This is a genomic window from Collinsella sp., from assembly GCF_052346665.1.
Taxonomy (GTDB): domain Bacteria; phylum Actinomycetota; class Coriobacteriia; order Coriobacteriales; family Coriobacteriaceae; genus Collinsella.
On sequence record NZ_DAWDUX010000010.1, the window covers coordinates 23426 to 37617 of the forward strand.

Sequence of the window (14192 nt, forward strand, 5' to 3'; positions counted from 1 at the left end):
GCATAGATGAAGGTAGCGAGGTTGCGCGTTGCCGTGACCTTGGGGTCCTTCTGACGCAGACTGCCCGCAGCGGCGTTGCGGGGGTTGGCGAAGGGCTCGCGGCCCTCGGCGTCGGCCTCGGCGTTCAGGCGGGCAAAGCTGCCCTTGGGCATATAGACCTCGCCGCGGACCTCGATGGGGGTCGCGCGGTCCGCGCCCATGTGCGCGAGCGCCGCCTCGGAGAGGTGCATGGGCACGTCCTTAATCGTGCGAACGTTAAGCGATACGTCCTCGCCCGTGGTGCCGTCGCCGCGCGTGGCGGCGCGCACAAAGGCGCCATTTTGGTAGGTGAGGGCCACACCGAGGCCGTCAATCTTGAGCTCGCAGGTGTAGGCCACGTGCCCGGCGCCAAGCGCATCTTCCGTGCGGGCGAGCCACTCGTCGAGCTCCTCGAGGTTCATGGCATCGTCCATGGAATACATGCGCGCCATGTGTGTGACAGGCGTGAACTGCTCAGACACGTAACCGCCCACGCGCTGGGTGTAGGAATCCGGGGTGACGAGCCCGGGATAGGCTGCCTCGATCTGCTGGAGCTCGATGAGGAGCTTGTCGAACGCCGCGTCCGTAATCTCGGGAGCGTCGAGGGCGTAGTACCGATAGGCGTGGTAATCGAGCAGATGGCGCAGCTCGGCCGCACGCGCCGCCGCCTGGTCGACCGTCTGAGCATGGGCGGCGCCCTCAAGGGGGGACCGAGAGCCGGTGGATGCATCCGCGGCGGCACCGGCTGACGCGTTGGCGACCATCTGGGCACCAGTGCCCTCGCCGTCCGCAGCGACGTGCGCTGGAACCCCGGTCTCGCCCTGTCCCGTCATACCCCCGAACAAACTCTGCTGATCAGCCACGTCTGCCTCCTTGATTGATTTCAACTGTTACAGAGTACCATCGCGTCGAGAATCAAGCGCCTTCGCATGGTCGCCCCTCACAAACACACGGCCGCCATGGCTGCAGATACGAGGACAATTGACCTCACAAAGTAGCATAGGCTTCTCGGAAAGAGCCGGATTCATAACAAGATGAGGTTTTTCGTACTCGTATTCAAAACGGCTCAGTAGACAAGGTCGCGCGAGCATAAAACGCACAGCTAGACTCCTCCGCACAGGCGCCCATACTCGGCATATTCAGATTTCAGTACGAAAAACCTCAACTTGCTAGCCGCTACAGGGCACCATCACACAAAAAAAGGGGTCGCCCGAGCCAAAAGGCACATCTAACACAACGCCATCCCTTGAAACAGCGCTCAAGCCCTCACGCCATCCCCATCGCAAACAGCGGCGCATAGATAAGAACGAGAATGACCGCCCAGGTAATGACCATAATGGCCATCCAATGCGGCAAGAGGTGCCGACATAAGAACGTTTGAGGCAGCGCAACAACGACGGTGCCCGCAAGAGCACAAGAATAAATATCAAACTGCTGACAAGCGATAGCAAGATGATTCGGCGATCGCGCTCCGTTTGGCGCAGATACTCCTCCGAGCGTTCGTCCAAAAGCGCATCCATCGTGATGTCAAAAGCGGCGGAGAGGCGCTTGAGGCTCTCGGCGTCCGGCAGCGTGCGTCCATGAGTTCAAGCGCAAAGATCACGCCCAACGCGAAACGGCGCACCATCCCACCTGCTGATGCCGAGATTCTACCCAGCTCGACCGCCCGATACGACAACTGCGATGCAAGGCCTCTTTGCATCTGCATCCCCCGGCCTTTGCTGTTGTCATTTTTGGAAGATATGTACGGTTCATTCGTGCATATCCTCCAAAGATCACCACGCATAGCCATAAAAATGGAGGATATGAACGGTCCAATCGTTCATATCCTCCAAAAAAGAGTTTCTGTCGAGACGCAACCGATGATGATGACGGCGGCTCCGGGGCGACCAGTGCCCCCGAGGCAACGGGGCGCCAAAGCAGCATGCACCGGGGCGGCGAACCTACGCCTCGGCGGCCTCGGGTGAGGCTGCGGAAGTCTCGGCCCCGGCCTCAGCCTTAGCATCAACCTCGACCCCGACCTCGGCCTCGGCGGCAAGCGCCGCCTTGTACTCGCGCCACTCGGCGTACTTGTACACGCCGGCGCACACGGACAGCACGAGCGCCACGGGAACCGCCACGAAGCCCAGGACGAGCATGGGCGCCACGGTGTAGAACACGGATTCGAACATCGTCAAACCCCCTTACACGAACAGGCCGCCGGCGATACCGGCGACTCCAGTGAACGCCAGCGCCATGAGGGACGCGGTCACGAGCGTGATGGGCAGGCCGCGCAGGGCGGCGGGCACCAGGCGCTCGTCGATGCGGTCGCGCACGAAGGCGAACAGCACGACGGCGAGGAGCACGCCCAGGCCGGCTCCCAACGAGCTGCCGAGGGCGGCGTCCCAGGTGAGGGTCTCAGCCGCGGCGGCATTGCCGAGCGAAACGGCCAGCACGGCGGCGTTGCAGGCGATGATCGGGCACGCGCGGAGCAGACGCTCGCGCTCCGCCACGGTCTTACCGGCACCGAGAACCGTCGCGATGACGACGATGGCGGACCAGCTCACGAGCACATACGCGAGCGGGGCCAGATAGGCCACGCCCCAAGGCTGCAGGAGCTGCGTATACAGCGGCCAACCCAGGGCGCCGACGACGGCGGTCGCCACCGCGACCATGCCGCCGAAGCGCCAGGAGTCCTGCGGGCGGCCGGCCACCAGCACGACGGACACCATGCCGACGAGCTGCGCGAACACGAGGTTATTATCGAGAGCGGCGGTAAAGAGCGCGTTGAGGAACGCCATTAGCGCTCACCCCCTTCCGCATCGGCGCCACCGGCGGCAGCGCTCTTAGCGCACACCTGCTCGATGGACTGCACGAACACTGCCACAAGTGCCAACACCAGCAGCGAGCCCGTGGGCTTGCCGAAGGCGGCAATCGGCGTGGCGGCGAGCTCGCCCATGGTGAGGCCGAAGACCTGGCCGGTGGCGAGCATGCCGTTGATGAAACCGACGAACGCGAGGGTCGCGAACACGCACACGGCCGCGAAGGCGGCAGTGGCGAGCGGCGTCTTGGCCGGGGCGACCACGAGGCCGTCGCCGGCGATCCAAGCGACCACGAGCGCGTTGACGGCGACGAGCGGCAGGTAGATGCCGAGCGCCTCGAACACGACGGGATCGATCACGCGCACGGCGTACCCGAGCAGCGTCACCACGGTGACGCTCATCATGAGCATGACGGCAGAGCGCGACCACACGCCGGTGAAGGCACGCAGCACCGGGGCGACGAGGGCCATCACCAAGATGGCGACGGCGGTCACGATGCCGATGGCAACGCCGTTCTCCAGCGAGGTGGCGGCGTACAGGGCGGGCAGGGCGCCCGCGACCACGAGGAACGTGGGCGTATGGATCATCTTGGAGATACGAGCGTCCTGCTCGCGCACGATGTTCTCATTCAAGGCCATTAGTTGCCTCCCATCTGAGCGTAGGCGGCGAAGGCGATATTGAGGCAGTCGACCACGGCGCGCGAGGTGAAGGTCGCACCGGAGACGGCATCGACGTGGGTCTGGCCCGAGCCCGCCTCCTCGACCGTCAGCTCACCGGAGGCAGCCGTACCAGCGAAACCGCCGAAGTACTCCTCGGTGAGCGCGTTGGTGCCGATGCCGTCGGTCTCGTTCTCGGCGACGACCTGCAGGCCCGCCACGGTGCCGTCGGCGTTGATGCCCACCATGAGCTCAACGTCGCCGTGGTAGCCCTGGGAGGAGGTCACGTCGAAGACCCACTCGCCAGTGTCGGCGCGGTAGACGGAGTTCAGGCCCTCGACAGCCGGGGCGGACTGCGCCTCAAAGGAACCGGCATCGGGGAACAGGGCCTTGCGCTGGGCGCCGCCCTTGGCCTCGTCGAGTGCGGCGTCGGAGGCGGTGAAGGCGTCGGTCAGGCCGTAGTGCGCACCCGCGAGCACGCCCGTGCACGCAAGCGCGACGAGCAGGACCGCGAACGCGGAGAAGATGGCACCGTTGCGATGACGGGCCAGGGGGCATTTACTAGACGAGGGCATGCTTCACACCTCCAGCGGGCTGAGGACGCGTGTAGCGGTCGATCAGCGGGGTGAACATGTTCATGAACAGGATGGAGAACGCCACGCCCTCGGGGGCGGCGGCGAACAGGCGCACGAGCGCGGTGACGACGCCACAGCCGATGCCGAAGATGATCTTGCCCTTCGGCGTCATGGGCGTGGTGGTGTAGTCGGTCGCCATGTAGAACGCGCCGAGGGCGAGACCGCCGGAGAGCACCTGGTAGATGGCGTCCTGACCGGCGATGCCCGTAATGACTGCGACCGTGGCGATGAACGGCACGGTGGCCCAGGCGTCAACGACGCGCAGGACGAGCAAGAACACATATCCCGCGAGCAGGGTGATGATGCAGGTCTCGCCGAGCGCGCCGGCGTGCAGGCCGAACATCATGTCCATGTAGCTGTAGGGAGCATCACCCGCGGCGTTCATCGCCAGCGGGGTGGCGCCAGTGATGGCGTCGAGCGGTCGGCCCATGATGTCGGGGTAGGCACCCAGGGCGATGGGCATGGCGAGCATGATGAACACGCGGCCGGCGACAGCCGGGTTGGCGAAGTTGCAGCCTATGCCGCCGAACAGCATCTTGACCACGGCAACGGCGAACACGGTGCCCAGGATGGCCGGGAAATAACCGCAGTCGGCAGGCAGGGTGAAGGCGAACAGCATGGCGGTGACCACGCAGGACAGGTCGCCCGCAGTGCTCTCACGGTGCATGAGCTTGCAGCACACGTGCTCGGTCACGAGCGCAGTGGCGACGCAGACCAGTACGAGCAGCGGAGCGCCGAGGCCGTAGAGGAACACAGACGCCACGAGCGTGGGTACAAGCGACAGGCACACCATGCCCATGATCCACTGCGTGGAGCCCTTCCCGTGGAAGTGAGGCGAGGCCTCGTTGATGAGGTTCATGGTTTACGCCTCCTTCTTCTCGGACGGGGCGGCGGGCTTGGCCGGGGCGGTCAGGCGCGCAACCTCACCGCGGTAGACGGCCTTGCCCTCGCGGATTGCCGCGGTGATGCGACGGTGCGCCGGGCACACGTACGCGCAGGAGCCGCACTCCATGCAGTTCATGACGGCGAGCTCGTCGAGCGCGACCACATCATGGCTGCGGGAGGCGCCATCGAGCGCAAAGGGCGACAGCGACAGCGGGCAGGCGCGCACGCAGCGGCCACAGCGGATGCAGGCGGTCTCGTCCGGCAGGACGGCGGCCTCGTGCAGGACGACAATGGCGTTGTTCGCCTTGATGATCGGGCAGTCGATGTCGGTGATGGTGCGACCCATCATCGGCCCGCCCATGATGATCTTCCTGGGCTCCTTGACCATGCCGCCTGTGGCCTCTATGACGTCGCGGACGCTCATGCCGATGGGGATGCGATAGTTGCCCGGCTTGGCGATGCAGTCGCCCGTGACCGTGACGGTCTTGCAGGTGAGGGGCATGCCGTAGCGAAAGTACTGCTCGACGCGCGAGATGGTGGTGACGTTGACCACGAGACAGCCCACATCGATGGGCAGGCCGCCGGCGGGGACGTCGCGCCCGGTCGTGGCCTTGATGAGCACCTTCTCGCCACCGGCGGGGTACTTGGTGGGGATCGACATGACCTCGATACGGTCCTCGCGACCCTTCTCCTTGACCACGCGCTGGAGCTCGAGGATGGCCTCGGGCTTGTTATCCTCGACGCCGATGACGGCGGCGGGAATCTCGAGCGCCTCGATGGTGCGGAACACGCCGTCGACGACGCGCTCGGTGTGCTCCATCATCTGGCGGTAGTCGCTCGTGATGTAGGGCTCGCACTCCATGCCGTTGACCACGAGAAACTCGAAGCTCTTGCCCTCGGGAGCGCGCATCTTGAACCACGTGGGGAACGAGGCACCGCCCAGGCCCACCATGCCGGAATCGCGCACGCAGGAGATAAACTCCTCCTTGGTGGTGTACTCGGGCGCCTTGAGCGCGGGGTCGGCCTCCATCTTGCCGTCGGAGACGATCTCCACCACGGGTGCGGTGGCGCCCGTGGGCAGCTGCTCGGTCGCCACCTTGGCGACCGTGCCGGAAATGCTCGCGTGGATCGGGGAGCCCAAGCCCTCGACCTGGCCGATCAGCGTGCCGACATATACATGGTCGCCCTCGCTCACCACCGGACTCGCCGGCGCGCCGATGTGCATATTCAGCGGAATGAGCACTCGCTCGGGCGACGTGATGGACGTGCAGGCAAAATCCCGCATATCCTTGCACTGGGGCGGATGCACGCCACCCCTCGTCTTGTGCAGAGAGAACATTGGCTTCCCTTCCATATCTCCCCCAACAATGCGCGGCCGCGCAAAGCACGGCCGCGGCGCATACCTAGGTAAAAATTGTAACGGGTTTCCACCCGATATGGGGTATCAATGAGCAGTTTTATGCAGCTTGAAGCGTTTTAGCGTCCACAATGGACGACAAAGCTCTCCACGCGATCGGATTAGATGCCAATCCCCGAGCCGGTATAGACGCCGTACAGGATAATGCCCGTGGCGACGATGAAGACGATTCCCTGGACCGTCGCGTTGCGGACCGCACGCTGGAAGGTGATGACGGCGAGGGCCTTATCATCGCGATAGCCCTTGGCGTTCTTGATGCCCGTGGCGATCGTGGCACCCGAAAGCAGGAAGCCAAAAGCCGGAATGAGCATGAGCTCCCACTTGGAGCCCCAGCGCAGAACCTCGCCCGCGGAGCTGACCTTCATGGGAACCTGGTCGCCGAGCTGCGGGAAAACCATCAGCACCGCGATCAGCGGGATGAACGAAAGCATGATGGCCACCATGGCCCTTGTGCCATTTTTCTTGCCAAACGAGAACATTACAGTCCCTCCTTACACGTTGAAGCGGAAGTGAACGACGTCGCCGTCCTGCATGACGTAGTCCTTACCCTCCATGCGCAGACGTCCCGCCTCCTTGGCGCCCTTCTCGCCGCCGAGCTCAACGTAATCGTCGTACGCGATCGTCTCGGCCTTGATGAATCCGCGCTCGAAATCGGTGTGGATCACGCCCGCGGCCTGAGGAGCCGTGGCGCCCTGGCGCACGGTCCAGGCCTTGACCTCCATCTCGCCCGCGGTAAAGAAGCTCTGCAGGCCGAGGAGCTTGTATGCCGCCTGGGCGAGGGTCTCCAAACCCGAGCGCTCAAGCCCAAGGTCGGCCAGGAACATCTGAGCCTCCTCGGGGTCGAGCTCGGAAAGCTCGGCCTCCACTTTGGCGCAGATTGGGATGGGCACGACGCCGTCGATGGGGTCGAGCTCCTCGCCCAGCATGTCCTCGTCGACGTTGGCCACATAGAGCATGGGCTTCATGGTGAGCAGGAAGAGGCCCTTGGCGGCAGCGCGCTCCTCGTCGGTCATCTCGAGCGTGGCGGCGCGGTTGCCCTCGTTGAGCCACTCGAGCTGGCGCTTGGCGATCTCGAGCTTAGGCTTGAGCTCGGCGTCGCGCTTGGCCTCCTTCTCGAGCTTGGGAAGCTGCTTCTCGAGCGACTGCATGTCGGCCAGGATGAGCTCGGTCATGATGGTCTCAGCATCGCTCGCGGGGTCGACGAAATCGCCCGTGTGGTTGGCCTCGCGCATGACGTCCGGGTCCTTGAAATAGCGAACCACCTGGCAGATGGCATCGCACTCGCGGATGTTCGCCAGGAACTGGTTGCCCAGGCCCGCGCCCTCGGAGGCGGCACCCTTGACCAGGCCGGCGATGTCGACAAACTCGACCGTCGCGGGAACGATGCGGCCAGGATGCACGATGTCGGCGAGCGCCTGTAGGCGGTCGTCCGGGACATCGACGATGCCCACGTTGGGATCGATCGTAGCAAACGGATAATTGGCGGCCAGGCCGCCCTTCTTGGTAAGGGCGGTGAACAGCGTGGACTTGCCCACGTTGGGCAAGCCGACGATTCCGATGGAGAGTGCCATGGGATTCCTTTACTCAACGCGGCGCATATGGCGCCGTTAACACGTAAACCTTGTCATTATAGCCCGTTGACATAGCAAAGAGACGCGGGGGTCAAGCCCCTCGCGCCGCGCGGCCCCGCAATCCCTCCGCCGCAATCCCTCTACCGCAATCCCTCCCTGCAATCTTGCTGCAAATCTGCCTACTCCTTGTCGAGAGTTAACTCTCGCGGCATTTTTGCGGATGCATCCCCGTGAAAGCTCCGCGAAAGTTAACTCTCGCGAGTTTTAATCGAGTATTACCCTACATTTGGCGTTATTTGACCATATGTAGGGTAATCACATCAGGCAAGCGCTCGCACTTCGGGCATTTCCCGGCTCTCGAGCATCTTCAGCTGATATGTTGTCTCAAGATCGAGCCAGAAGCGCGGGGTCGTACGAATTATTTCCGCGTCCCTTACTCCGCGAACTTCTCCACGCTGTCGAGGACCTTGTCCACGGTCTTCTTGACCTGGGCCTTAGCCTCGGCATACTCGGCCTTGGCCTCCGCAGCGAGCTTCGCCTTGCGCTCGGCCTCGGGATCGGGAACCACGAGCTCGGCGCCATCGCGCTCGACCATCGTGAGGGCGTGGTCGCCGCACACCTCGGCGCACAGGCCGCAGCCGATGCAATACGTGGATTCAATGGCGAGCTTGCCACTTGCGAGCAGATCGCATGCGAACACGGGGCACGCCGCGACGCAATCCCCGCACATGGTGCATTTGTCATGGTCGCACTCGGGTATCTGCACCCGCACGTTCTCCGCGAGCTCCGGGTGCTGCTGAAGTGTGGAAAGCATGAGCTGGCGACCCTGGGTGAGGACGCGGCGGCGCTTTTGCGACGTCGTCCCGCAGGCGGTGTTGAGAGTCTTCTCCAGCGCGCTCACGCGGCTCGAATGCTCGCGGATGCGCTGCGTCACGGTTGCCACGGCAGCGGTCGCCGGCGTGAGCTTGGACACCGTCAGACCCGTCTGGCGCACGATGTTGTCGACGAACTCCTTGCGCTCGTACTCGCGGCGTTTGTTGCACACAAGGTCCTTCGGCTCGACCTCGAGACCCATGCCACGACCGGCCCACTCCTCGGCAGTCGCGATGGCCTCGCCGAGCATCTCCTCGCCCGCGGCGTTTCGACAGGCCGTGCAGATGTCGAGCGGCAGGTACACGCTCACGTTGGGAAAATCGGTGAGGATGGAGAACCACGTCTCGCGCGTGACATCGCCCACGCAGGCAAGCACGACTTCGTTCTCGCGCGGGACGCGCTTGAGGGCACGCGTACAGGTGACGTAGGCCGTCTCGTGAGCGGTCGCCGCGCGAGCCACGGCGTCGTAAACCTTCTTGGGCTGCAGGCGCGGGCTCACGAACGCCTCCGTGGGACACGATGCCACGCACAGGCCGCACTTGCGGCAGCTGTCGAGCACGTCGATGGCGCCGTCCTCGATCTCGATGGCGTTAACGGGGCACACGTCGATGCACGCGCGGCAGCCGCTCTTGTCGGACTTGCAGGCCAGGCATGGAATGCAGTTCACACGCGGACGTTCCTTGTAATCCGCCGGGTTCCAATGCGGCTTGGAATCGTCCACCGTGCCGATCAGCGCGTCGGTAATGCCGCCGAACGGGTTTTTGAGCGCATCGATGCCCTTGCTGATATCGATAATGTCGTCGAACATGTCGCGCTGCTGAGCCATGCGTATCCCCTTGCGCTCGATTTGCCGAAAAACGCGCCCGCCATCCAGACGGGCGCGTTCACAGCACCATATTGTACTCAGCGCCGACTCACTTCGCGAGAGTTCCAAATGCAGAGGCGCGCCCAAGGTGCCTGCCGTCCGCTACACGCCAAGGCGCGTGCTCGCGAAGAAGCAGATACCGGCGAGCGCCAGCACCACGAGGGCACCGGAGATATCGACGAGCATCCCGCCGATGCCGCGGTGTGCACGCCAGACGCCAAGGCCCTCGGAGCCGCGCCTCCAGGTGCGCCAGAGCAGCACGGCCATACCAGCGATCCCCACGATGTTTTGCAGGAACATCTCGGCGCACAGAAGCGCGATGAGATTCGACACGGCATAGCCCGTGTCCCCCTGCGCGTAATGACGGTAGACGAACCGCAGCAAATACGCCACGAACGGCTGCAGGCACGCGGCGATGAGCGTGATCGATGCGGCGGGGTTCTCGGCGAACGTCGCTTGCAGGCCCTCGGCCGAAAGCCCACCGCCCGTCATGGACAACACCGCGACCGACCCCACCAGCACAAGGCACAGCACGACCTCGACCGCCGTGAAGATGCGCTTCGTGAGCTGCTCACGGCCAGACAAGTTCTCCTCGTCAAGTGCCGGTAGCCACCAAGATTGACGATCGCCGGGGGCATTGGCTTTGCGTGCGCCCGCCGTCTCTCCGTTGCGAGCTACTTGGCCCTGCACGCCCGAGCGCCCCTCGCGCCGAACATCGGCCTTCGTACCAGCCGCCGCAGCCTGCGCCCTCGTCTTCTTCGCCATGCCCAATACATCCTTTCGCCTGCCAACACGCAACCATGCCACCTCAAGGGTTTTTAAGGCTTTCCCAAGTGCCGCAGATCGCCCTGAAAGAGGAGGGCGCACGCCTTGCGAGCGGCGCCCGACGATTGAGGGGCGAGGTGCGGTGCTTGGGGAAGTCGACTACTTGAGCTCGGGCCAGAAGCCCTTGTTGGCCTCGATGAGCTCGTCCAAGATCTGCTTGGCGACCTTGGCGGACGGGATGGTGGCGGAGAGCGTCAGCGCCTGCCACAGCTTCTGGTAGGAGCCCTCGACCCAGGCCTGGACGACGAGCTTCTCGACGGAGACCTGCTGCTCGAGCATGCCCTTCTGCCACCGCGGGACCTTGCCCTGGCAGATCTTCTCGTAGCCGTTGGAGCCCACGATGCAGGGGACCTCGACCATGGCGGTCTCGTCGAAGTTTGACACGGCACCGTCGTTGGGGACGATGAGCAAGAAGCGCTCACCCGTGTTCTCGGCCAAGGCGCAGGCCAGGTCGACGATGTAGGTGGCGTGCGCATCGGCCTCGAAGCCCGCACCCTTGGCGGTACCGGTCTCGATCACCTTGCGGCAGGCGCCGAAGACCTTCTTCTCGCGGCCGTCCATGACCTCGTTGGCGCGGGTGTACTCGGGGTTGGAGGTCTCAACCACATAGTCCGGGAAGGTATAGTACTTGAGGTAGGTGTTCGGGATGGTCTCCGGGTCGAGCGCATAGACGTCCTTGGCCTTGCCGAAGGTGTGGATCCAGGATTCGTCGATATGCTGCTCCTGGCCCTCCTCGTGGCTGATGCCGTCGAGGTAACCGTTCTTGGCCATGTGCTTCTTGATTTCGGGCATGAGGTCGTTGCCCTGCTTGTCAAAGATCTTGGTGAACCAGCCGTAGTGGTTCAGGCCGTAGTAGCTGTACTGCAGGTCGCGGTGATCCTCAAGACCGCACATGACGGCCATCTTGTCCATGAGGTCGATGGGCATGTCGCAGATGTTGATGATCTTGGAGTTCGGGCGCAGCACGCGGCAGGCCTCGGCCACGATTGCGGCCGGGTTGGAGTAATTGAGCATCCAGGCGTTGGGAGAGTACTTCTCCATGTAGTCGAGGATCTCGATGACGCCGCCGATGGAACGCATGCCGTAGGCGATGCCGCCGGCGCCGCAGGTCTCCTGGCCCACGCATCCGTACTTCAGCGGGATCTTCTCGTCGAGCTCACGCATGGCGTACAGGCCCACACGGATGTGGGCGAGGACGAAGTCGATGCCGGTGAATGCCTCCACTGGGTCGGTGGTGTAGGAGAAGTCGAGCTCAGGCGCATTCTCCTTGAAGTAGATCTCGCAGGCCTTGGCCACGATCTCCTGGCGCTCGGCGTTGTTGTCGTAGAAGATGACCTTGTCCACGGGGAAGCGATCGTGCTCCTTGAGGAGCATCAGCGCGATGCCGGGGGTGAAGGTGGAGCCGCCGCCGGCGATGGTTACTGCGTAGCTGGACTTTGCCATGGTTGATCCCTCCTGGATCCGGCCGCCTACCTGTTGTGGGGGCGCCGCCGCGGCCACGTGCGACGCCCGGTTGGTACCAAAATGGCGTGCCCGGTTGTGCTGGGACGGGCGGCCCCGTGATGGTCGGCGTGTTTTGGGAGACGTAAGGCGTCACTGCCCGGCGTCTGCCCACCCCTTAGAGAAGAGCTTCGAAGCGATCGCGGACCTTGGGCACCTTGAGGCCGATGATGACCTGCATGCCCTTGCCGTTCTTGGCGATGCCGCTCGTACCAATGGACTTGAAGTCGGGATCGTCGGCCACGAGGGTCTCGTCCTTCACGTTGACGCGCAGACGGGTCACGCAGTTGGTCACGTCGACGATGTTGTCCGCACCGCCGAGCAGCTCGAGGACGGCCGCAGCCATGACCGCGTAGGGGTCGGACTCGTCGATCTCGACGCCTACGGCATCGGCGAGCTCGCCATTCTTGGCGGCGCGGTACTCGGCCTTGCTGCGGAACTTAACCTCCTCGGCATCATCCTCGCGACCAGGGGTCTTGAAGTCGAACTTGAGGATGAGGAAGCGGAAGACCACAAACCAGATGAGGGTAAAGACGAGGCCGATGGCGAGCGTCATGAGGTACTGCTGCCAGTGATTGGCCATGAGCGGAATGAAGTTCAGCGAGCTGATCTCGATGAGGCCACCAGCGAACACGCCCACGCAGCCGACCATGTTGATAGCCATGGCGAGGAACGCCGTGATGATGCAGTGGACCAGGAACAGCGGCGGGGCGATGAACAGGAAGGTGAACTCGATGGGCTCGGTCACGCCGCAGAAGATCGCGGTGAGGGTAATGGGGATGAGCAGGGAGAGCAGCTCCTTCTTCTTCTCGGGCTTGGCGGTGGCGTAGAAGGCAAGCGCGATGCCCGGGCAACCGAAGATCTTCGACCAGCTGGAACAGGTGAAGGCGGCGTAGGGAGCGAGCTCCTTGAGCGAATCGGTGGATGCGGCGATCTGGGGCAGTGCGGTGGCGAAGGCGGTGTAGATGCCGCCGTCGACCACGGCATTGTCATAATAGAACGGGCTGTACATGAGGTGATGCAGACCGAACGGAATGAGAGCGCGCTCAAGGAAGGCGAACACGCCCACACCCAAGGTGCCGGTGGTTGCCACGAAGCCCTGGAAGGCACGGATGCCGTCCTGGACATGGGGCCAGCCGAGGCAGGCAAGGAAGGCAACCGGGAGCATCACGAAGAACGTGACGATGTAGACGAAGGTGGAACCGGCAAAGACGCCCAGCCATTCGGGCAGTTCGACCTCGTAGAACTTGTTGTGGATGGCAATCACGATGCCGGAGACAGCGAGAGCGCCGATCATGCCCATGTCGAGCGTCTTGATCGAGGCGATCATGGCAAGTCCGGACGTTCCACCCACCTCGGCCGCGAAGTCCACGCCAAAGAAGCCACCCCACTGCGAGAGCAGCGTGCTCACGAAGTACTGGAAGGTGAGGTAGCCCACGAGGGCCTCCATGCAGCAACGAGCATTCTGCTTATTGGCGAGGCCAATGGGAAGCGACACGGCGAATAGCAACGGCAGCTGGTTGAAGACGGTCCAGCCACCCTGAAGGATGACATTCCAGACGCCGTACCACATGGTGTCGGATGCGGCGAGAGGCCCAAAGATGACCTCGGTCGTGAAGAGCGTGCCAAATCCGATCACGACGCCCGCGAACGCGAACAGCATGACCGGGGTGAACATCGCACCTCCGAACTTCTGAATCTTCTGCATCATGGCAGGAAGTTCCTTTCCCCTCTCGTGCGTCCCGTCCTTTGCGGGGCGCTACGTGCCACCTGCGCGAACATCCCTTGGCGCCTTTACGGGATTGCTTGTTCGTACAAGTTGTGTGGCATCATACTTGCTTACTTGTTCGTACAAGTCAATTATTGAGAAGGGACCTTCCCTGAACGGTCGGTTTTTACCGGTGAACGTGTTTCCATGCTGATGGTCGACGGCATGCGCGATCGTACACCAGCGCGCCCTGTTGCAGTATCATGTTCGTACAAGCTCAAACAAGGTAAGCTCGCACGGACGTGGGGTCATCATGCCTAAATCGGTCTACCAAGACATCTATCAAGATCTCAAAGGCCGCATCGAATGCGGAGATATTGCGTATGGCGCGTTTTTGCCCTCCGAAAACGAGCTTACGGGCAGGTACAGCTGCTCGCG

General features: G+C 63.3%; 13 protein-coding genes. All 13 read right to left on the bottom strand.

All coding sequences use genetic code 11. The features are described from left to right. On the bottom strand, window positions 1–782 hold a 782-nt coding region (locus ACT8II_RS02955), incomplete at its 3' end, for a DNA ligase LigA-related protein (RefSeq protein WP_443812982.1). Window positions 783–1961: 1179 nt separating this feature from the next. Then, window positions 1962–2189, bottom strand: a complete 228-nt coding sequence (locus ACT8II_RS02960; RefSeq protein ID WP_304291395.1) for a hypothetical protein — start codon at window positions 2187–2189, stop codon at window positions 1962–1964. A 12-nt stretch (window positions 2190–2201) separates the two neighbouring features. After that, window positions 2202–2798 (bottom strand): Rnf-Nqr domain containing protein, encoded by a 597-nt coding sequence (locus tag ACT8II_RS02965; protein ID WP_304291397.1) that lies wholly within the window; start codon window positions 2796–2798, stop codon window positions 2202–2204. Beyond that, window positions 2798–3457, bottom strand: coding sequence for an Rnf-Nqr domain containing protein (locus ACT8II_RS02970; protein ID WP_304291399.1), 660 nt, complete (start codon window positions 3455–3457; stop codon window positions 2798–2800). The genes ACT8II_RS02965 and ACT8II_RS02970 overlap by 1 nt, the downstream gene beginning before the upstream one ends. Beyond that, a complete protein-coding gene (locus ACT8II_RS02975; RefSeq protein WP_443812973.1) occupies window positions 3457–4050 on the bottom strand; it encodes an FMN-binding protein in 594 nt (197 codons plus the stop codon). The genes ACT8II_RS02970 and ACT8II_RS02975 overlap by 1 nt, the downstream gene beginning before the upstream one ends. Continuing rightward, window positions 4037–4969 carry an RnfABCDGE type electron transport complex subunit D gene (locus tag ACT8II_RS02980; RefSeq protein WP_304291402.1) on the bottom strand — a complete coding sequence of 311 codons (933 nt, stop codon included), beginning with the start codon at window positions 4967–4969 and terminating at the stop codon, window positions 4037–4039. Before ACT8II_RS02980 ends, ACT8II_RS02975 begins: the two co-directional genes overlap by 14 nt. Before the next feature lie 3 nt (window positions 4970–4972). Then, window positions 4973–6334, bottom strand: a complete 1362-nt coding sequence (rsxC, locus tag ACT8II_RS02985; RefSeq protein ID WP_443812974.1) for an electron transport complex subunit RsxC — start codon at window positions 6332–6334, stop codon at window positions 4973–4975. Between the two features lie 179 nt (window positions 6335–6513). Continuing rightward, a complete protein-coding gene (locus tag ACT8II_RS02990; RefSeq protein ID WP_412107996.1) occupies window positions 6514–6891 on the bottom strand; it encodes a DUF1648 domain-containing protein in 378 nt (125 codons plus the stop codon). Window positions 6892–6903: 12 nt separating this feature from the next. Continuing rightward, complete coding sequence (gene ychF, locus ACT8II_RS02995) at window positions 6904–7983, bottom strand: redox-regulated ATPase YchF (protein ID WP_118654350.1); 1080 nt, start codon at window positions 7981–7983, stop codon at window positions 6904–6906. A gap of 433 nt (window positions 7984–8416) precedes the next feature. Then, on the bottom strand, window positions 8417–9682 hold the full coding sequence (locus ACT8II_RS03000; protein ID WP_443812975.1) for a 4Fe-4S dicluster domain-containing protein: 1266 nt from the start codon (window positions 9680–9682) through the stop codon (window positions 8417–8419). A 141-nt stretch (window positions 9683–9823) separates the two neighbouring features. Further along, entirely contained in the window at window positions 9824–10486 is a 663-nt protein-coding gene (locus tag ACT8II_RS03005) for a hypothetical protein (protein ID WP_443812976.1), read from the bottom strand. Between the two features lie 159 nt (window positions 10487–10645). Further along, the gene (locus tag ACT8II_RS03010; protein WP_294160290.1) at window positions 10646–11989 is read right to left on the bottom strand and encodes a 6-phospho-alpha-glucosidase; all 1344 of its coding nucleotides are present in this window, start codon (window positions 11987–11989) and stop codon (window positions 10646–10648) included. Window positions 11990–12164: 175 nt separating this feature from the next. Then, window positions 12165–13757 carry an alpha-glucoside-specific PTS transporter subunit IIBC gene (locus tag ACT8II_RS03015; RefSeq protein WP_330006618.1) on the bottom strand — a complete coding sequence of 531 codons (1593 nt, stop codon included), beginning with the start codon at window positions 13755–13757 and terminating at the stop codon, window positions 12165–12167. Window positions 13758–14192 lie beyond the last annotated feature (435 nt).